Raw genomic sequence first — 20,835 nt, 5'->3', positions numbered from 1 at the left:
GAATACCTCGCGCTGTTCCTCATTTAGAATCTCCCTAACTTCCTCGTCGGCTAAGAGTTGCGATTCCTACATGCTCTCGGGGTTCGAAAGCCATCAGTCATTTCGAGCGATTGATTGTAGTAAATCGAGTAAACCTGATCTTTTTGCGTTTCGGTCAGGCCGAACTGGGGCACGATCTGGCTGGGCTGGGCTGCCGCTATCATTGCGCTACGGAATTCGATTTTCTGGGCCCTAATTTCATCATATTTGTCGAACTGGTCGGGAGACAGGATTTCAGCGGTGAGATTGTCGATGTCATTTCGAATAGACATAGGAACCCCATTATCGTCATCGCGTCGCTCGGCACCAGAGGTATTGAAGTGCAAGTGCATCTGGGTCATCCGCAGAAGCATTATCTGTTTAAGCTCCTCGCGTTGGTCGGCGTTCAAGTTCAAGCGGGCGGCGTAAATATCGAGCTGCTGATCTACTTGCCGAGACACCATCTACTCAAAGCGCCCTTCGCCAAGTGAGATCGCCCGAGTCGATTGGGCCCTTTGTACCTCCTCCTTCTCATCGGATAATACAAAAGACCCGAAGGCTGGAGCCTCCTTTAGCTTGGATTGGAGGGTCGCATTCTCGGTTTGCGCTTTGGCCAATTAATCGGTTAGCGAGCGAACTTTCTTTTCGAGCGCCCTCACCTATTGTGGTGATGGGTTGATTGGATTCCTCATTCGAAAAAGATAGAAAGAGCGAGTGAGCTATGACTCCGGCGACGAAACATCCGATCGCCAGTAGTTTGCGGGAGACCGTATGGGGTTTCATATTTAGAAAAATAGGCCAAACCTAGATGCTCCTATACTAGCAGGTTCCCTGCTAATTTGTTTCGACCAACGTGAAATGGAAAGGCTGCGAGATTTCGGTTAGTCTAAATTGCTTTTCCCTATCTAGCGCAGCTTACGCAGACCACAGCGTCGGGCATCGCTTCAAGACGTTCGTAGGATATGGGTGATAAGCAATAAGCACAGTTTCCGTAGGCCCCTCCGTTAATGCGCTCGAGCGCGTTTTCCAATCGTTCTTTCTCTTCCCGCTGGCGTCTCCTCTGGGCGAGGCTCATTTGCTGGGATTGCATCGATTCCAAACGGGATAGTCTCCCGATGGCTACGTCCGGAGCGACCGGTTTTGACTCCGGATCATCTTCTGCGAGAAACACGTCAATCTCCGCGATTCGCTTTTCTACTTTTAGGCGAATCCTTACGAGCTGTTCTGGGGTCATGATGAAAAATGAGAGTGGTCCGTCGTCAAAGGCGACGCATCGGTAAGTAGTCAACCCAACCGATCAGGACGACGAAATTGCACCCGAATTCATTTCCAACTCGAAAAACTCCGAGTTGGAATCGATTTAAGAACCAAATTCGAGTAGATCGGTGCGATTAACGAGGCAAATCAACTAGTGGGCGTTGAGCCACTCAAAGACGCGCGAATTGAAGTCGTCCATTTTTTCGAAATGGAAGGCATGTCCAGCGTCATTATAAAAGTAGGTGTCGCAATTGGGTATGGCTCCTGCGACCTCCTGACCCATCCATAACGGAGTGAAAATGTCGTCTTTACCACCGATCACCAAGCAGGGCTGAATCATAGTGCCAAGCTGATCGTATACATCGTGGTTGATACAAGCCGCAGCCTGACCTTCAAGTCCATGCAGCGGTTGCGGGGCCGGACCGTGGGCGAACCCGTGGCGTCCTTCGAGCAAGCTCGCGAGAGCCTCGTCATTGTCCCAGAACGGCTTGGTGAAAATAAGAAGCTGTATCCACTCCATGAATTGGGCGGGTGACAAGTGGGCAAAGCAGGCCTTCATATGCTCGAAGATCGAGGCGGCATAGCGGTCGCAACGAGCCCAAGGACACATGAGAACGGCGCTCTTAACTTTGGATGCGTGACGCAAGCAAAGTTGCTGGGCGATGATTGAGCCCATGGAAACACCGACGACCTTGGCGGACTCGATACCCAACGCATCCATGAGTCCGGCGTAGTCATCGGCCATCATGGCGCTTGAATAGTCGCCCTCGGGCTTATCGGTCAGTCCGATACCTCGATTATCTACCATGATGCAGCGATAGTTTGAACTCCAATGATCCGCATGGGCCTCCCAGACCGCTCCAGGCGCTGTGATTCCCATGATTAGGATAAGAGGTTCGCCGGTGCCGCGTTCCTCATAGTTCATTTGAATTCCGTTCGTTTCAACAAGAGGCATAGAATTGAGGTATTGATTGTTTAAGAAATTAAATTGAGGAGAAAGTTTTGCAAAGTACCTACAAGCCGAGCAAGCCCTTAGTTTGAGAGATTAGTTTTGGCGCTAGCCGGACGAGACTTTCGCGATTTTACGCTTCCATTTAAGCCTAATTGCCAAATAGTAGTGGTGCAAGATTCTAACACGTGTTAGGCCTTTGTGTTTCAAAGATGAAGCCAATCAATCAATTTCTTTTAGATAATGAGATCAGGATCTCGAGAAATCCCTGTGTGAGTCCGGACTTCTGTCTCGACTGGGAGGCATTGCAGTCAAATTTGAGGTCGAATCAGGGGATCGATGTATTCCCTTTGAGCCATTTTGAAACGGGAGACGGAAAGTGGTCCTTGGTAAGCGATGCGAGTGGAGACCACGCTTGGCGGCTTGAAAACGTGGGTGATGCGGGAAGCGGTTGTGGTTTGCAAGGGTGCGCTGAGATCGATGGCGCTACTTACTTCCCTGCTAGCTTTGAAAATCTAATCGCCATTAAAAACCGGATACAGGAGTTCGAATCCGAGAGCTCGGTGTTTCCGACTGCCGAGGGCAGTCTTGGCAAGAGCACGTTGGGGATTGGGGCCCGTTTTACGACCCTTCATTGGCCTGGAGTCGATTGGACCATGGCGAATCTGGGAATAGGATTAACGGCCAATCAGAACAGCATCCCCAGAGAACTGGTTTTTGATGTAGACGTAATGTTGGCTAACGAATTAGACAAAGTGCCGTTTCCATTTATTGGAACAAGCGTTCCAGAAGGTCACCAAGGACAATCGGTAGAGGGGATGAGTCATGGTTGTGTTCTTTCAAAATTGAAGACGGGATTCCATAGCCACAAAATTGCCTGGAGTTTCAATGCGGATCATCAGCCGATTGGCGGAAAATTTGATTCTAGAGAAGATGCGCTGGTAGCTGGTTGTTTGTTTGCTTCCTATATCACCTTTGATTTGTCGCCCGAATTGGCTGAAACCCAAATTCCTGAAGCTGAAGCAGAGCAACGATCATACGTTGATGTCGAGATTGATCCGGACCTCGTGGCCAAGGTTTCAGAACGCGTCGCGGCAGCAGGGATTACTTTGGATGAGACGGAGCGGGACGCGTTGCTGTGCTATGTCTGGCCGGCGATGAAAAAAATGAAGGCGCGTGATGGAAAATATCGCCGCGCTCGTGAGGCAGCATTTACGACGGAAGTGGGACGAGCGTACTTGCGTGAGCTTTCCATCGACGAGCTTCCTGGACTGACAAAGCCGGAGACGACAGGAATAATGCTAGCGCTTTGCGAAGTATTGGGGATGCCGGTACAGTTTGTCGCCCCAGCTTTTGGCTTCCAGAAAAACATGCCGTATCCGAGTAATGGAGAGTTGAAAGATCTGATCGTTCGACAATGGAAGGTTTGCGAAGCTTTTGGAGTGAGTATCGGATTCCATTCAGGTTCGGGCAAGTCGGCAGAGAATTATCAAGTGATGGGTGAGGTTACCGGTGGAAACTTGGAGATCAAGACGAGCGGGCGCTACACCTATGAAATGGGATTGGCTTTATCCGAGTCTAAGCGTGAGGCTGATCAGGCTTTATGGCGTGACTGGTATGCGTTTACTTTGGAGCTTGCGGTGGTGGGAGCCTTCAGTTTGGAGGAAACTGAGCGAACTATGGCCAGGGAATTCATAGTGAATGCTTTGGAATTGGAGGGAGCCGCGACTCAGGTATTCGATTCGCTCGAAACTTGTCGCAGCGCCTTGGAAGCTCTTGTTCCCAACCCGGGTCACATGTTCTGGTTCGAGTATAATTTTCTGTTCGTGCTGGCGAGGGAAGGGCGACCGAGAAAAGAGACTTTGGGTGATCATTCTGCCGCGGGTTACCAGCAGCGAGAACGATTTTATTCCATTAGCGATGAAGGCCGGCTGAGGTTTTGCCAAAAGGTGGCAAGCTATATTATCTTCCTGGCGCGGAATACTGGGTTGGCGAAGGAGAGAGAGTGCGACGCCGCACAGGAAAAACTAAGTGCGTACACCGACTATTCGGAATTTCTAGAAGGCATTGCCAATCCGAATCTGTAAACAATCCTTTAATACGAGAATCTCATCATGTCATTTATCACCGACGATTTTCTGCTTCAAAACGATACCGCACGTACGTTGTATCATGAATACGCTAAGAACGAACCCATATTTGACTATCATTGTCATCTTCCCCCAGAAGACGTAGCGGGCAATCGTCGCTTCGCCAATTTGTTCGAGATATGGCTGGAGGGGGATCACTATAAATGGCGCGCGATGCGGGCTAACGGAGTCCCTGAGCCGCTTTGCACAGGAGACGCTGATCCCTATGAAAAATTTCTGGCCTGGTGTAAAACAGTGCCCCATACGTTGCGTAATCCGCTTTACCACTGGAGCCATCTAGAGCTCCAGCGATACTTTGACATTGATCTTCCGATCAACGAGGACACTGCCAAAGAAATTTGGGAAACCGGTAATGAAACGCTGAAGTCAGATGATTTGAGTGCTCATGGAATCTTGAAGCGTTTTAAAGTGAAGGTAGTCGGTACCACTGACGATCCCACCGATTCCCTGGAGAACCATCAGGCGATTCAGTCGATGGATTTGGATACAAAAGTGATTCCGACGTTTCGGCCAGACAAAGGGCTCCAAGTGGATAACCCTACCGCCTTCAACGAATGGGTCGGCCGTTTGGGAGAGGTAGCCGGCATTGCCATCGATTCTCTGAGTTCCTTTTTGGATGCACTGAAAAAGAGGCACGACTTTTTCCATGAGATGGGCGGGCGGCTGACGGATCACGGACTTGAGCGTTGTTTCTACGCTGAAACGAGTGAAGCAACCGTCAGTAATGTGTTTAACAATACTCGAAAGGGAACGGCTGCTTCGAAAAGCGAAAGAGAACAGTTTGGCTTCTTTCTGATGAGGGAAGTAGGGCGCTGGAATGCGGAGAAAGCTTGGGCTATGCAGCTGCATTTGGGAGCGCTCAGAAGCAACAATACCCGTATGTTTAATGCGGTGGGGCCGGACACGGGCTTTGATTCGATTGGCGACACGCCGCAGGTCGAGACGATGGGAAAATTTTTCGACAGTTTGGACCAGACGAATCAGTTGCCTAAAACCGTCGTATACAATTTGAATTGGTCAGACAATTATTCGGTAGCGACGATGTTGGGAAATTTCCAGGATGGAGTGATACCTGGGAAAATGCAGCTTGGCACCGGTTGGTGGCATCTGGACCAGAAGGAAGCCATGGCGGCTCAGATGAATGCCCTTTCCAATCTAGGTCTGTTCCCGCGGTTTGTGGGGATGCTAACTGATTCCCGTTCCTTCCTTTCGTATCCACGACACGAGTATTTTAGACGGATATTGTGCAATTTGGTTGGTACCGACGTTGAAAACGGTGAGCTTCCAAAGGACATGGAGTTGGTGGGTGGTATGGTTAGGAACATTTGCTACCAGAATGCAGTCGACTATTTTGGGGTAGAAGGTCTCTAATGTGTTTGTGCCCGTCCAAGTCGATCTGCGTAGAAAGAGTTTTCTCATCCTTCTTCAGTCTCGTTATTCCCTGTGCAACTATTCTAAATAATCTCCGATTTACAACCTCAGCGCTATGCCTATGAAACCGAATAATTTCTCAATCGCTGCATTGACCGCTCTCGCGGTAGCAATTTTCCCGGCTAGCTTGGCAGATGAAGGCTTTTCGATCGAAGAAACTGACTTTGGCCTCACTGTTAAATATGATCGCGAACTGGTTACAAACTACATCGTTGATCAGGCGAATAAACCGTACCTATGGCCTTTTATTGGTCCGACGGGGAAGCCGATGACCCGGGCCTATCCGATGAAAGAAGTCGATGGCGAGCAGTTTGATCACCCGCATCACCGTTCGATTTGGTTTGGGCATCAAAACATCAATGGATTTGATACATGGCTCGAGTTGCGAACCGGGACTGAAAAGAAACTCGATGCTGATAAGCTGACGGCATTCAAGAAAAAGATAGGGCGAACTGTTCATCGGGAGTTTTCCCAGATTGATGCGAACGAGAAGCGAGCAATTGTTAAAACACGAAACGACTACGTGGGCAGCGATGGCAAAAAGCTTATGTCAGATGAGCGAACCATCGTGATTCGAAAGACGAAGAATCAGGTTGTTCTAGATTTTGATATTTCGTTTATCGCGGAATATGGCGATGTGCGGGTTGGGGATATTAAAGATGCGGGACTGAGCGTCCGCATTCCATCCGCAATGGCCTTGAAGGAAGGAAAGGGTGGACGTATTTTTAATAGCGAAGGTATCCGCGATGGCGATACTTGGAGCAAGCGAGCTGCCTGGGTCGATTACCACGGGCCTTTGGAAGGCGATCATGTGGGCATTGCGATTCTGAATCATCCGTCAAGTTTTCGCTACCCCACCCCCTGGCACGTTCGAGACTACGGGCTTTTCACGGCGAACCCTTTTGGATTTAATAGTCTGGATAAATCTCGGGACGATAAAACGTTCACTCTCACCGAGGGGACGCGGTTCTTTATGAAGCATCGAATTATCTTTCATAAGGGCAACACGGAGCAGGCGAAAATCGCCCAAGCGTTCGAACGCTACTCGAGGTAGTGAGCCGCTAAGGCTTAAGTTTGAAAGCTGGAATCGTGGCGAGTTTAATCTGCCTTTTCAAATTCTACCGCAGGTTCTGGGAGTTGGCGTTTGATTTCACCGACCCGGTAACCGAAGCCGCTACCTTGAATTGTGCTTAAATCAAGGATACCATTGCGACGTTGAAAGATGCCGGGGTGAACGGCTTGCTCTTCAAGAGAGGCGGCTGGGTAAAACTGCATGCCATTGCTTTCCACACCCATGATCGTACCAGCGTGATTGGCAAGTTGGACATGAGGCAATTGGGCGAGCATAGGGTTTGTGAGGTCCTGAACCATCAGAGTCATTCCATGTTCTTTCGCCCAGCAGAGGCTGAGTAGGGCGCCAGTTTGAGTCTTACAAGTTTTTAGGGCCACTCCCGTCCAACCCAGTTCCCGTCCCAGGCGAACGAGTTTCCAGTCGTGAGCACTCTCGTCCATAAAAAGTGGTTTGCGGGCGCTGACGCTGCGAACATCGATTTTATGGGTCTCGATGTCATAGGGGAATGGCTGCTCGACGTAGAGGATCGATTGATAGATTCTCGGATGTTCGTCTTTCAGTTTGTCTAGAATTTCATTCACATACTCCGGTTCCGTTACCGCGCAGTTGAAATCTGTCGTGAGCCATTCCACATCTTTCTCCAGAGCGATTTTCCCAATTGCAACGAGCCGGTCGTAGTCCCATCCAGAATCGTCTCCACGTAGTTTTATTTTCAGACAATTCAAGCCGTCTTGGTCGATCCAGTCGCGGATTAAGACTGGGTATCCATCATCGGGTTCGCTACCGTCGAGCTGGCTTTCCTCGATTGGATCCAAGCCACCAACAAGGTGCCATACCGGGAGTTTTTCTTTTGGTTGGGAAAAGTAGTCGGAGGGGAATTTGCCTTTGAACCGCTCTTTAGGTTTCAGAAAATGAGAGAGGTCCATGTTGAGATATTCGCTCGTGTAGGTTTTGTAAACCGGCTGGTCGCAAAGGTTCCCATACGCATCATGGAGGGCGATATCCAAGGGTGAAAAGCAAACGAGTGCGGCTAGGTGAGGAAGGTGATGCGATTCCTCCCTTTCCGCGTTGAACGCTGACTGGAGATCCAATAACCGGGTTTCCATAAACGAATGGCCAATTACGAGGGCATGGCCTTGACAGGGGAATTGTCTGAATTCCCGGGTGAGTGTTTTGGTGAATGTTTGGAGTGCGGATTCGCGGGCTTTATAGTCGATTGTAGAAGGCCAAACCCATCCGACACTTAGAGGCGTTTCGCCCCAGCCGACCGCGGTTTTGCCGTCAGTTCCTTGAACCTTCAAGCATGCCCTGGCGCAAACGACTTTGGTCAGAACTTGGCGCCCGAATTTCAAAGGTACCCGCATCTCGATAGGAAGGAAATGGAGGCTTGCGTCGATGATCTGGACTGAATGAGAGGAAATATCCATGGTGGTAGTTACGGAGGACCCTGATTGGGGTCAAGTGCCGCGAGGTAAAATTGCTTGGATTGGCAGGTGAGACTTTAGGACTGAAAATGCGATCGAAGGCTAGATTGTATTGGTATGGAAATGTATCGGCGTGAATTTGGGAAACTAGCTTTTGCGGGAACAATCAGAATTACCACTGGACTTGCTTCTTCCAAAAGAAAAACGATGTCTGGAAAGGGAGCGGACCGATTGTCAGTGCACCTGTTTTCCAAGCATCTTCAGTTTCTCAACTTCACGGACATGGCAGAAGTGACCGCGGAGATGGGATTCGATGGAGTCGATTTGACGGTGAGAGACAAAGGGCACGTGGAACCGGAGCGGGCGGTGGATGACTTGCCGAAAGCGGCTGAGGCAATCAACGTGGCAGACTTAAAACCCAACATGTTGATCTCTGGGATAAATAGTTTTTCTGAAGGTCCTAGTATTCAATCTTTGAAGACTGCTGCTCAATTGGGGTTTAAGCACTCTCGCATGGGAAGTTTTCGGCCCAAGAAAGGGCGGAGCATGCAGTAAATTCTATTCCATGGCAACGATGCTCTCGACGAACTAGAAAAGTTCAACCGTTCCCAAGGCCAGCATTGTGCTTATCAGAACCATGCTGGCTAAGTGGAGGGGTCTTTTGTTACCGATTTGGCTCACTTGCTGGAAGGACAGGGTTCTCGGTGGCTGGGGTGCCAATACGACATACGGCATGCCACGGTGGATGGAGGTTAATCCTAGCCTCTGGGTCTCAGCTATTTAAAGGACCAAATCTGGACTATGCCGATCAAGGACTTTAACTGGGTAAGGACCAATGGGAAGTGGAAGCCTAAGAATGTTCCACTTGGTTATTGGATGGTGGATTTTGATGGCTTTTTCAAGGAGCTAAGGTCCTATGGCATTCGTCCGCTGGTCTCTCTCCATTCGAAGTACGAGTTGGGGGGAGCTGAGCATGGGGACTGGAAGATCAAAATTCCGCAGAAGAAGGTCTTTGCAGCCATTAAGCGTTATTTGAATCGGATCCACGATATGTGGGAAAAAAGTTCGGTTTAAGGAGTCGATGGGAAAATGGTAAAACCCTATGTGGATGAGATTAACGATCGCCTTTGAAAGGTATTGAAGCCAATCAGAGACTCCGCGAGCACGGATTCTCGGTGGGAAATGGTTTGCGTGCGAACGACTCGGTGCCATAAGTCGAAATCGTTATGCTATCCCACAGCCCCACTAAAATCCTAATCATTTTCCTGTTTTCGGCTTTTGCGGCAAAGGCCGAGAGTCGACCAAACATTCTCCTGGCCATCGGGGATGACATTTCCTGGCATCACATGGGCGCGTATGGATCGGAATTTGTGAACACGCCGACCTTTGACAACCTGGCGAAGCAAGGCGTGCTATTTAATAACGCCTATTGTAGCGCTCCCGGTTGCAGTCCTTCGCGTGCGGCTTTGTTGACAGGGAAATACATTTGGGAAATCGAGGAGGCCGGGACCCACGCAGCGAATTTCCCAAAGCATTTGAAAGTGTATCCAGAGTTGTTGGAAGCCGAAGGATATTTCCCCGGGTATACGGGCAAACCTTGGGGACCAGGTAAACTGCCTGAAAGGGATCGAAATCCAGTAGGACCAGCGTTCAATAACCGGACCATGGATTCGGTTCCTGCAAAGGGTATATCGAACAAGGATTACGCAGCTAATTTTAAAGATTTTCTAGATGAACGTCCAAAAGAGAAACCCTTTGTGTTTTGGTTTGGGGCTCATGAGGCGCATCGTGTGTTTGAGCAAGGATCTGGGGAGAGAAATGGAATCGACCCTAGCGATGTTACCGTGCCCGCATTTTTGCCTGATACTGAGCTAACCCGCGAAGATGTGGCGGATTACGGGCTAGAGATTCAGTGGTTTGATTCTCATTTGGGGCGGATGTTAGCAGAGCTTAAAAAACGTGGTGAATTATTGAATACTATCGTAGTAGTGACGGCTGACAATGGCATGGCCTTTCCGCGAGCGAAGGCGAACAACTACGAGTATGGCGTGCATATGCCTCTAATAATTGCTTGGCCAAAGGGGATAGAGTCGGGGGAACGTCGACTAGACGATTTCGTTAGTCTCATTGATTTGGCCCCAACGTTTCTAGAAGCCGCTGGTGTTGAGATTCCGAGGGAGATGAGTGGCCGTAGCTTGATACCGCTTCTGAAATCGGAAATGGATGGGCGAGTCGATGTCACGCGTAATTTTGTTTTGTCCGGAAGGGAGCGTCATACCCACGCGAGAAAGGACAATTTGGGCTACCCCATTCGAGCAATTCACACAGCGAAGTACAATTACATCCGCAACTTGCACCCGGAGCGATCGCCTACTGGAATCGAGTACAAGGATGTGGATGGGAGTCCCTCACATTCTTTGATGCTGGAGAATATGGATTCGAAGCTATCTAAGCTCGCTTATGGAGCCCGTCCGTTGGAAGAATTGTACGACAAGGAGAGCGATCCCTATTGCCTGAACAATCTTGCTTTCAATCCCGAGTACGCCCCAATTCTGGAAAAGCTGGGGGCACGACTCGAGGAAGAGCTTCGCAAAGGTGGGGATCCTCGCATCTTGGGTTTCGGAGAGGTCTTTGACAGTTATCCGAGGTACAGCAGCACTCGGAATTATCCAGGGTTTAATGAAAGCGGAAGGTACAATCCGGAGTTCGTGAAGGAGGCATTGGATAATATGAAATCACTTGGTATTGAGAATCCTGCTTACGAAGGGCGAGTCTTCTATAATAAATCGCAGCCCAGTCGACCCCCTTCAAAGGACTGAAGCGTCATCTTCAGGTCAGATCTGGATTCCGACCCGCAATCGCATGCATGGGTCTCTAGGTAAGGGCTTTATAACGGGCGCATCGTCAAAAAGAAGGAAGGTCAAGCGACTGGGAATTGGAATTGGCGGACTTTTGATGCTTGGATCTTTGGTTGTGCTTTTAGGTTCCGGGTTTTCAGGTTGCACGTTATTCAGTATCAATGAACAGGAAGAAGTAGAGCGGTTCCGGGCCTGTGATTTCGATCCGCCAGTTTTTGTCACAATGAAGACGAACCCGGGTGCGATCCGCTTCGCGTCGATTGGAGAGGGTGAAAACACGATCTTCTTTGTTCACGGTCCCCTTGGCAGTTGGAGTGCGTTCATACGCTTCATGATGGATGAGGACTTCCGGGATTCGGCACGGCGGATTTCTGCGGAACGGCCTGGGGTTGGGCAGAGTCAATCTCTCAAAGCAGTATCCTCAATCTAAGGGCAGTCTAGGCGAATTCATGATGCTTTCTTTCAATCTTTTGTAACCAAAAAAATAATGCTCTTGGGTCATTCGCTGGCAGGAAGGGTGATAGGGCGCATGGAGCTCGACCACCCTGAATTCGTTAAGAGCCTATATTGGTGGTACCCTCAATGGATCCTGAGCTCGAGAAGAGAAGTGGTATAATTATTTGGCAAAGTTTCCTCTCGTCTAATGGAGTATTTCGACAGACAGGGTGCATAGTAACGAGGAGATATTTCCGCATAAAGAGGAATTGATTGAATTGGCCGAGATACTACCCAGTTTGCATACACCCAACATCGTTATCCAAGGAATGGAGGATCAGTTAGTCCCTAAGGGAAATGCGAATTATCTCGAGCAAATGATGAGTGGTGCGGATCGGCTTGAAGTTTGGAGAATCGAAGGGCTGAACCACTTTGTTCCTTGGAGTCGACCGGACTTGATCACAAAGGCGATTCAGAAGCTTACACAGAAGTCGGGAGCATTGGGTCTGGAGCTTCAGAAAAGTGGATGGGACTAGATCAGTTAATAACCCATCAAACCTTCGCAAAGGAAAGTAGCAACGCATCCTGCATCCTGAGCAATTCTCCCTTGCCTTGAGGTAATGTGAAAACCTAGATTGCCGTTTTATGCCAACAATCCGCAAGACTCCGCTCGACAGCTTCAACATTAAGTACGGAGGTCGTATGGTGGATTTTGCCGGTTGGAACATGCCGGTCCAGTACAAGAGCATCGTTGAAGAGCATAAGAGCACCCGTAGCGCGGCAGGATTGTTTGATGTAAGTCACATGGGCGAGGCTCTCGTCTCTGGACGCGAAGCAACCGAGTATTTGGACTTTGTTTTGACCAACGATGTTTCGAAGATGTCAATTGGTCAGGCCCTTTACAGCCTGATGTGTTTCGAGCACGGAGGGGTCGTTGATGACTTGCTAGTGTACAAAAAGTCGGAATCGGAATACCTATTGTGTCTTAACGCATCGAATACGGAAAAGGACTTGGACTGGCTCGAGTCTAAGCGAGATCGGTTCGATGCGTCTTTGAGCGACGTCTCGAGTGATTACGCCTTGCTGGCATTACAGGGACCAAAGACGCTTGAAATCCTCCAAGACATCCAAACCGAAGGAATAGGAGGGTTGCAGAACTACCATTTTGATGAAGGTTTAGTTGCGGGACTTCCGTGCCTGATCAGCAGGACTGGCTATACTGGCGAAAAGGGTGTCGAACTCTTTGTCGCTCCTGAAAACGCCGCTGAGTTGGCGGAATCAATCTTGTTGGTAGGGAAGAGCCACGGCTTGGTCTTGGCTGGTTTAGGCGCCAGAGACAGTCTGCGACTCGAAGCGGGTTACTCGCTCTATGGTCATGAGATCAGTGAAGATATCTCGCCGATTCAGGCGAATTTGATGTGGACGGTTAAACTGAAGAAGGCGTCCGACTTTATCGGTAAAGCCGCTCTGACGGCGGAGAAAGAAGCGGGCCCAAAAAAGAGAATCGTATTCTTCAAAACGGGCAACCGACGGATTGTGAGAAGCGATACTGAGGTGCAGGCGGGGAACCGAGCGATAGGTACGGTTGTTTCGGGCACGTTTTCTCCCGAGCTGAATGAGGCTATTGGTTCAGCTCTGATTGATTCAGAATATTCAGAAGCGGAATTATCGGTCGACATGCGCGGAAAGACCATGCGAATATTTCAGACGAAATCTCCCTTCATTAAATTGAAGCCTTAGGAACTAAATCAAACGTAACACTCAAAAGACCACACGAGCTATTTGAGTACTTTCATGAACCTCCCCGACAACTTAAAATACACCAGTGATCACGAGTGGATCAAGCTCCTGGACAACGATGAAGCTATCGTAGGCATCACCGATTTCGCACAGCAAAGCCTAGGCGATATCACCTTTGTCGAAACACCGGAAGAAGGAGATACATTTGATAGGGGGGCGACATTTGGAGTGGTCGAGTCGGTCAAAGCGGCCTCAGACCTTTACATGCCCGTTGATGCAGCAGTCATCGAAGGCAATTCGGATCTAGAAGACGCTCCTGAACAGGTGAACCAGTCGCCATTTGATGAAGGTTGGATCATTAAGATCAAGATACTGGACGCCTCTCAGATAGGAGCGCTTTTGGATGCGTCTGCCTACGCGGAATTAGCGAAAGAGTAGCGGTTACCCAATGGGCATTTGTTGGGATTGGTGGAAGAGCTTTTGAACGGGCTTTTCCCAGAGCGGACCGCTCTTTTTTATGTATTCTGAAGCTGGCGCTCGATCTGTAAATTTTTTTCGATGCTTTCTTAACTTGTTCTTCGATAATAAGTCCAAGAATCTTCTTGTAACCGAAAATAGTTCGTACGCGTTGGTTCTTAGGTAATTATCAAGCTTCCCATTGAATTTTTTGAAAATAGAGCTCACTTATGGCAATTATGCTGAACAACAAACAGATGCAGAATGTGGGTCCGATTTCGGTCGAACCTGCTTTGAAAAGAAAGTGGGTTAAACGGCTCTTTCTTCTGTCTGCACTAGCCGGATTGTTTTTGTTTTCTGGATGCTACACTGCTCCAAAGAATCAGTCCTCGAAGCTCGAGGTAGATACTCCGAACAGCTGGAACTCTGCCGAGACTAAGGGCAATTTTGAGTCTCAGAATTGGGTGAAGGATTTTAACGATCCGATGCTCGTAGCTATTATCGAGGAATCGCTGGCCCACAATTATAACTTGAAGGCTGCCGAAGCTCGGCTGGCATCACGGATAGCGGGGTCACGATTTGGATCCTCGGTAGTATGGCCCTCCTTAAATGGAAGCACGAGCCAGAATCGGAATAAGCGAAGCTCGGCTTCAGGGATTACTCAAACGCCTACGGCGGAAACCTTTGGTCTCAATCTCCGGTTTAACTGGGAGATCGATATTTGGGGAAAAGTCCGCAATGGATACCGGGGCGATCTCGCCGACATTCAGTCAGCTAAGGCTGACTATGCCGCGGCCCGATTGTCTATCGCAGGCCGTGTAGCCCAGTCCTGGTACAACGCCGTGGAGGCTCAATTGCAATATGACTTGGCCGTTCGCACGCAGGAAGCCTTGGAATCGGGAGCTCTAATCGTGGAAGAGAATTTCAAACGTGGGATCGCTCGAGCCTTGGACGTGCGACTCGTGCGGGCAAACGTGGCTTCCAATCAAAGTACATTGGAGTCTAGGTTACGGCAGAAGAACTCATCGGCTAGACTATTGGAAACCCTTTTGGGCCGATATCCAGCGAATGAGCTAATGTCGATTGGCCAGCTAATTACCAAAGAAGAAGTTCAGGCTTACAATGACAGAATCGATGAAGAAATTGCGGAGTTGAGGATTGAATTGTCGGCTCGTGAGTCGGAGGCGATCGATGAATTGCGTAAAGGGCAACTTTCCACGGTTCCCAAGGATATTCGGGCAGACATGGCTGAAGCGATCGAAACGCCAGAGAGTCGTCGCACCGAAGTGCACAAATATTTACTTAATAAATACGAGGAAATTGCAGGCGTTGATTTGGAGCGGGCCGAAAAAGATGACAAGAAATTCCGCAATTATCGCGAGGACATGCAGCGGCGTATAAGCTTGAAGGTGGCCCAGAAAAAACCCATTCCCAACGGGGAGATGGCGATCAAGCTTCCTGACATTAGCGGCGGTATTCCAGTGGGACTACCTTCGGAACTGCTGCTTCGCCGTCCTGATGTAATCTCGGTAGAACGAACCCTGGCAGCAAATGAGCAGAGAAAGTTTGAAACCAGCAAGGCCCGGATCCCTAGTATTAATCTAACGATGTCTAGAGGAACGAGTACGCGCGAACTAGACGACGTTTTTGATATTATCGACCGTAGAGTCTGGAGTCAGGCACTGAACTTTTCCCAGACGTGGTTTCAGGGAGGGCGACTCAGAGCCAACTTCAGACGGGCAAAGGCGAATTACGAACAGTCCTTGGCCAACTACGCGAGTACGGTGCTGACCGCCTTTAGAGAAGTGGAGAGTGCGCTAAGCAATCAAAGCTCTTACGAGCGAGACTACGAATCCCAGAAGATAGCCGCCGAGGAATCCGCCGCTGCGGAAACGCTGGCATGGGAAGAGTATGGTAGAGGTCTCACGGGCATAACGACCGCTCTTGATGCGGTTCGCAGAAACATCACCGCGCAAAGATCTTTTATTCAGGTGGCGAATCAGCGCGTTCAAGCACGCATCGACCTCTACCTCGCTTTGGGTGGCGGTTTCGATTTAAAACCTGAGGCCTAGAACTAGTAAAGTCTCTAAAATTTTTTTATCCGCATCTGATCATGATTAAACGTCTCCTTCAAATTATCGTTCCGGTTGCCTTCCTGGCGGTCGGTCTAATGGTCTACTGGTACCTGATCCACACGGCGCCGGAACCAAGGCAGCGGCCTTCCTTTGTTACGACGCCAGAAGTAGTCGCCCGAAAGCTCAAACCGGAGCCGTACACGATCACTCTCGAGTCTCAAGGGACTGTTCGGGCACGCACGACCAGTAACTTGATTCCGGAAGTGCGCGGTCGAATCACAAATATTAGCCCTAATTTTCGTGAGGGAGCGTTTTTCGAGGAAGGCGATGTACTACTTGAAATTGACGATAGTGACTACCAAACGGAACTAATTGTTGCGGAGGCGAATCAAGCCCAAGCGGAGTTGCGAGAGTACGAGGAGTTGGCTCGATACGAACAGGCCAAACTCGATTGGGAGCGATTGAATCCCGGCCAAGAAGCGAATCCGTTGACGCTTCGCGAGCCTCAGTTGAAGCAAGCCCGTGCCTCAACCGCTTCCGCGAAAGCTCGAGTTACAACTGCCAAACGCAATTTGGAACGGACCAAGATTAAGGCTCCTTTCGCAGGACGAATCCTTTCTAAAAATGTAGACATAGGCCAATACATTTCACCCGGCAATCAGCTAGCTCGCCTCTACGCGGTCGATTTTGCTGAGGTCAGGCTTCCGTTGACCGCTACTCAGTATTCTTTCTTGAATCTTCCCTCGGTTTACCGTGGAGAAAATCCAACATTCAGGGAGGGTCCCATTGTAACGCTGAAGTCATCAGTAGGAGGGGACACGCACGAGTGGATAGGAAGAATCGTTCGGACGGATGGCTCCGTAGACGTGAGCAGTCGTCAAATTTATGTAGTCGCACAAGTACGCGACCCTTATGGAGGGTCAGTGGAAGGCCGCCCTCCGCTCAAAGTGGGGAGCTTCGTACAGGCGGAAATCGCCGGTAAAACCCTTCAGGGTGTGTATGTAATTCCACGCGTGCTCTTGCGTGAGAATGAATACGTACTCTTGGTCGATAGTGACAACTACCTGACCAGAAAAAGTGTCCAGCTTGCCTGGGAAACGGATGAGGTAATCATTGTGGAAAGCGGACTCGCTTCAGGAGACAAATTGTGTCTGACGGAAGTGCCGTACGCGCTTGAAGGATGGCCGGTCAATGTTATTGATGAAGAAGGAGTCACGATCGTGGCAGAGGAGCCCAAAGAAGACGAACCTGCTCGAGCAAGGCCTCCTAGGCAACCAGCTGGCGGCGGCTCTGGAAGAATCGGAGACCTCATTGATGGGCTTATTGCCGCAGCAGGCGACGGAATTCCGGAGGAGCTTAGAGCCAAGCTGCTAGCTGTTAAGGAGTCAGGGGACTTCTCGAAAATACGTCCGGCAATGAGCGAACTTAGAGAATGGGCGGAGGCCAATGGAGTTGAGTTGCCCACTGGAGGTCGAGGCGGTCGAGGTGGCGGCGGTGGCGGCGGTGCCCGTGGTTTTTAGTTCTCTAGCCGACAGTTTTTTCGCCCTTATTCCTCAGATACCGTCTTTCAAATACCACGTTTACCATAAAAGCGTTTCCCAGCTCCTCCTCGGGAGGTATTCGCCCCTATTTTCAACAATCAAAATCAACATTCATAATGCATCGTTTAATTGACTGGTTCACCCGCAATGGAGTAGCCGCCAACATCTTGATGGTGGCGATAGTCGGGGCAGGGATCTACTCGGGACTTAATAAAATCATTCTTCAGGAGTTCCCTGATTATCCATCGCGAACGATTTCGGTAGATGTCCAATACCGCGGTTCTACTCCAACTGAGATCGAGGAAAGCATTGTGCTTCGTCTTGAGGAGAACCTCTACGATGTGGAGGGAGTGGAGGAAATGGATGCGAGAGCGAGCTCTAACACTGGGGTTGTGTCGCTTACGATTTCGGACAATTACGATATGAATCGGGCCTTGGACGAGGTGAAGAACCGAGTTGATACGATCCGAACCTTTCCCATCGAAGCGGAGCGCCCGAGAATCACGCTCCGAAATTTTGAAGAACGCGTAATTACCGTCGTTATTGCGGGCGACCTGAGCGAGGGAGAAATGAAGGGGTTGGGTGAAAACATCCGCGACGAAATTGGTAGTCTAGAAGGTATATCCTTAACTACGTTGAAGGCGGTGCGTCCTTACGAGATTGCAATTGAGGTTCCGGAAGCGACTTTGAGGGAATATGGAATTAGTTTTGATACGGTCGTTCGTGCTGTGCGGAACCACTCGGTTGATCTTTCAGCAGGAAGTATTAAAACGGATGGTGGAAACATTCTGCTTCGGACCTCGCAGCAAGCCTACACGCAAGCTGACTTCGACGAGATTCCTGTAGTTGTTACCAGCGACGGTACACGTATCACGCTAGCGGACATCGCACTTGTACAGGACGGGTTTGACGAAACGCCTATTCGGTCTCGATTCAACGGAGATCGCGCAATCGCAGTAGACGTTTTTCGAACAGGAGACCAGAGTGCAATCGATATTGGGGCCATTGTAAGAGACTTCGTGGAAAAAAAGAGGGAAATGCTTCCTGATGGTATTAGTCTTTCATATTGGCAGGATGATTCCTCACGCATCAAGTCTCGTTTGGATACGCTTAGAACGAGTGCCTTAATGGGTTATTTTCTGGTTTTGATAATCTTGTCTCTTTTCTTAAGGCCGACGCTCGCCTTTTGGGTGGCCCTAGGAATTCCAATCGCATTCTCAGGCGCATTTTTTCTCCTGCCTATCATGGGCGTTTCGCTGAACCTGATAACGCTATTCGCTTTTATTCTTGTATTAGGTATCGTCGTCGACGACGCCATCGTAACGGGTGAGAATGTGTATCAGCATATGCAGCGCGGTGCCGATGCAACGACGGCTGCGATAAAGGGAACACAGGAAGTGGCAATTCCCGTCATATTTGGGGTCCTTACCACGATGGTTGCCTTCTACCCGATTGCGGTTATGACGGGCACGCGCGGCAACTTTTTTAAGCAGATACCGATAGTAATTATTCCCGTACTTTTCTTTTCTTTGGTCGAGTCGAAGTTGATATTGCCCGCCCACCTCAAGCATTGTAGGGGACTGGGGAAAAAAGAAAGCTCACGAAATCCGTTCGTGAAGTTCCAGCGATTTTTTGCAGAGGGTTTAGAGAAACTCATCATGAAGTTCTATAAGCCGGCTCTCGAATTCTGTCTGAAGTTTCGTTACGGCACGGTTGCGCTGTTTGTAGCGGTACTGATTGTATTCGTGGGTTTGATTGCGGGTGACCATCTCGCCTATAGCTCCTTCCCGCGCCTTGCTCGCGACCGCGTTCTAGTCTTGTTGCAAATGCCGGCGGGTACGACGTTCGAAACGACTCAGAAATACATCGACCGCATTGAAAAGGAAACACTTGCTTACCGAAAAGAGATTAACGAAGAGCACGGAGTGGAAATTATTACTGATGTGTTCGCAACAGCCGGTGGAAATCCGTTTGGTAGTGGTCGCCCGGGTGGAAGAAGTGTGGCAGGCATACAAGAGATTGGTGAAGTCGTTGTTGAAATGCTGCCGCCAGAAGATACTGGGGTTGAAATTGGTAGTCGAGATATTACCTTGGCTTTACGAGACCGGGTAGGACCGATACCGGAAGCGGAGAATTTTTCCTTCTCATTCGCGAGAGGGGGAGGGGGTGCCATGTCCATTCAACTGGAGGGGCCGAGTATCGATGATTTGAAAGAAGTATCTGTTGAGCTTCAGAAGGTGCTATTGGGCTACGAAGGACTATATGATATTTCCGATTCTTTTGAGCGTTCCACGGAAGAATTGGAGCTCGAATTAAAACCGGCTGCTTCGAATCTGGGCGTGACCGCCCAGCAATTGGCATCGCAGGTACGGCAAGCCTTTTTTGGGTCGGAGGCCCAGAAGATACAGCGTGGGCGGGATGATGTTAATGTAATGGTTCGATATCCTCGGGAGGAACGTCGCTCTTTGGCATCATTAAGAACGATGATGATACGGACCCAGAATGGTACCGAGGTTCCCTTTGAAGAGGTCGCACAAGTTGTTCCTGGTCGAGCTTTGCCCTCGATTCGAAGGGTTAATCGGAATCGTATCATTCGCGTGGAAGCAGATGCAGACACCGAAAGTGTAGATGTGGATGCGATCGAATTTGATATTGTGAACAATGTCCTTCCTCCGATGATAGCGAAGTATCCTGGAATGTCAGTCAGTCTGGAAGGTCGCGCGAGGGAGCAGGCCAACAACAATAAGGAATTGATTAAGGGAATCTATTTAGTTGTGTCGGCGGTGTATGTGTTGTTGGCAATCCCGTTTAGGAGTTATACCCAGCCATTTATTGTCATGGCTGCGATTCCGTTTGGGATAATTGGGGCCTTATTAGGGCACTTTATAATGAACTTTTTGCTTATCGATGTATTCGGTCGAGCGGGGAGCCCAACGTCTGTTGTATCCATGCTTTCCCTATTGGGTATGATGGCGTTGTCGGGAGTGATTGTGAACGACAGTCTCGTGATGGTGGATTTTATAAATCGGCAAATAAAGCGAGGCATGCCTGTGCTCGAGGCGGTTAGGTTGGCAGGCGTGAGAAGGTTTCGTCCGATCTTGTTAACCTCTTTGACGACCTTCTTTGGTCTACTTCCTCTGATGTTTGATCCCAGCTCGCAGTCCGCATTCTTAATACCTATGGCCGTTTCCCTTGGCTGGGGAATTGCGTTTGGTACCACAATTACGCTATTGTTGGTTCCGACAATTACATTAATCTTTGATGATATTAGAGTCGCCTATTGTAATCTTTACAACAAGCCCCTCGATCGGCACCAGGCTGAGAGGGATTACGTCGCGGTTGAAGCGAGCAACGATTGAAAAGACGAGGTAGGGCTTTTTAGAACGCCGCTTTTCTGAGCGGCGTTTTTTTTTGTGAACTCTGCACGTT

General features: G+C 49.5%; 17 protein-coding genes. 13 read left to right on the top strand and 4 right to left on the bottom strand.

What is annotated here, in order from left to right:
• Window positions 1–50: 50 nt before the first annotated feature.
• The 3 genes from GA004_RS12440 to GA004_RS12430 form a co-directional block, all read right to left on the bottom strand.
• The gene (locus GA004_RS12440) at window positions 51–482 is read right to left on the bottom strand and encodes a hypothetical protein (protein ID WP_283394192.1); all 432 of its coding nucleotides are present in this window, start codon (window positions 480–482) and stop codon (window positions 51–53) included.
• A 437-nt stretch (window positions 483–919) separates the two neighbouring features.
• Window positions 920–1,252: a TraR/DksA family transcriptional regulator gene (locus GA004_RS12435; RefSeq protein WP_283394191.1), complete on the bottom strand. Its 333-nt coding sequence runs from the start codon at window positions 1,250–1,252 to the stop codon at window positions 920–922.
• Window positions 1,253–1,426: 174 nt separating this feature from the next.
• Complete coding sequence (locus GA004_RS12430) at window positions 1,427–2,230, bottom strand: alpha/beta fold hydrolase (protein WP_283394190.1); 804 nt, start codon at window positions 2,228–2,230, stop codon at window positions 1,427–1,429.
• Between the two features lie 266 nt (window positions 2,231–2,496).
• Here GA004_RS12430 and GA004_RS12425 point away from each other — a divergent pair, with 266 nt between their 5' ends.
• The 3 genes from GA004_RS12425 to GA004_RS12415 all read left to right on the top strand — a co-directional run bounded on the left by GA004_RS12425 (window position 2,497) and on the right by GA004_RS12415 (window position 6,859).
• On the top strand, window positions 2,497–4,311 hold the full coding sequence (locus tag GA004_RS12425; protein WP_283394189.1) for a tagaturonate epimerase family protein: 1,815 nt from the start codon (window positions 2,497–2,499) through the stop codon (window positions 4,309–4,311).
• A gap of 27 nt (window positions 4,312–4,338) precedes the next feature.
• Complete coding sequence (uxaC, locus tag GA004_RS12420) at window positions 4,339–5,745, top strand: glucuronate isomerase (protein WP_283394188.1); 1,407 nt, start codon at window positions 4,339–4,341, stop codon at window positions 5,743–5,745.
• 121 nt (window positions 5,746–5,866) lie between these two features.
• Complete coding sequence (locus tag GA004_RS12415; RefSeq protein WP_283394187.1) at window positions 5,867–6,859, top strand: DUF6807 domain-containing protein; 993 nt, start codon at window positions 5,867–5,869, stop codon at window positions 6,857–6,859.
• Between the two features lie 44 nt (window positions 6,860–6,903).
• Here the strand turns inward: GA004_RS12415 and GA004_RS12410 are convergent, their stop codons facing one another.
• A complete protein-coding gene (locus tag GA004_RS12410) occupies window positions 6,904–8,304 on the bottom strand; it encodes a mandelate racemase/muconate lactonizing enzyme family protein (protein WP_283394186.1) in 1,401 nt (466 codons plus the stop codon).
• Window positions 8,305–8,508: 204 nt separating this feature from the next.
• Here GA004_RS12410 and GA004_RS12405 point away from each other — a divergent pair, with 204 nt between their 5' ends.
• The 10 genes from GA004_RS12405 (at window position 8,509) to GA004_RS12360 (ending at window position 20,765) form a co-directional block, all read left to right on the top strand.
• The gene (locus GA004_RS12405; RefSeq protein WP_283394185.1) at window positions 8,509–8,856 is read left to right on the top strand and encodes a hypothetical protein; all 348 of its coding nucleotides are present in this window, start codon (window positions 8,509–8,511) and stop codon (window positions 8,854–8,856) included.
• Window positions 8,857–9,102: 246 nt separating this feature from the next.
• Window positions 9,103–9,375, top strand: coding sequence for a hypothetical protein (locus tag GA004_RS12400; RefSeq protein WP_283394184.1), 273 nt, complete (start codon window positions 9,103–9,105; stop codon window positions 9,373–9,375).
• Window positions 9,376–9,527: 152 nt separating this feature from the next.
• The gene (locus GA004_RS12395; RefSeq protein WP_283394183.1) at window positions 9,528–11,120 is read left to right on the top strand and encodes a sulfatase family protein; all 1,593 of its coding nucleotides are present in this window, start codon (window positions 9,528–9,530) and stop codon (window positions 11,118–11,120) included.
• 43 nt (window positions 11,121–11,163) lie between these two features.
• Complete coding sequence (locus GA004_RS12390; protein ID WP_283394182.1) at window positions 11,164–11,589, top strand: hypothetical protein; 426 nt, start codon at window positions 11,164–11,166, stop codon at window positions 11,587–11,589.
• Window positions 11,590–11,824: 235 nt separating this feature from the next.
• Entirely contained in the window at window positions 11,825–12,130 is a 306-nt protein-coding gene (locus GA004_RS12385) for an alpha/beta fold hydrolase (protein ID WP_283394181.1), read from the top strand.
• Between the two features lie 109 nt (window positions 12,131–12,239).
• Entirely contained in the window at window positions 12,240–13,334 is a 1,095-nt protein-coding gene (gene gcvT / locus GA004_RS12380) for a glycine cleavage system aminomethyltransferase GcvT (RefSeq protein WP_283394180.1), read from the top strand.
• 54 nt (window positions 13,335–13,388) lie between these two features.
• Window positions 13,389–13,772 (top strand): glycine cleavage system protein GcvH, encoded by a 384-nt coding sequence (gene gcvH / locus GA004_RS12375; RefSeq protein WP_283394179.1) that lies wholly within the window; start codon window positions 13,389–13,391, stop codon window positions 13,770–13,772.
• A gap of 257 nt (window positions 13,773–14,029) precedes the next feature.
• Window positions 14,030–15,862: a TolC family protein gene (locus GA004_RS12370; protein WP_283394178.1), complete on the top strand. Its 1,833-nt coding sequence runs from the start codon at window positions 14,030–14,032 to the stop codon at window positions 15,860–15,862.
• A gap of 41 nt (window positions 15,863–15,903) precedes the next feature.
• The gene (locus GA004_RS12365; protein WP_283394177.1) at window positions 15,904–17,385 is read left to right on the top strand and encodes an efflux RND transporter periplasmic adaptor subunit; all 1,482 of its coding nucleotides are present in this window, start codon (window positions 15,904–15,906) and stop codon (window positions 17,383–17,385) included.
• 137 nt (window positions 17,386–17,522) lie between these two features.
• Window positions 17,523–20,765: an efflux RND transporter permease subunit gene (locus GA004_RS12360; RefSeq protein WP_283394176.1), complete on the top strand. Its 3,243-nt coding sequence runs from the start codon at window positions 17,523–17,525 to the stop codon at window positions 20,763–20,765.
• The last annotated feature ends 70 nt before the right edge of the window (window positions 20,766–20,835 follow it).

Source organism: Candidatus Pelagisphaera phototrophica (genome assembly GCF_014529625.1).
Classification (GTDB): domain Bacteria; phylum Verrucomicrobiota; class Verrucomicrobiia; order Opitutales; family Opitutaceae; genus Pelagisphaera; species Pelagisphaera phototrophica.
Note: the sequence above shows the minus strand (reverse complement) of the source record. Positions and strands in the feature narration are given on the sequence as shown.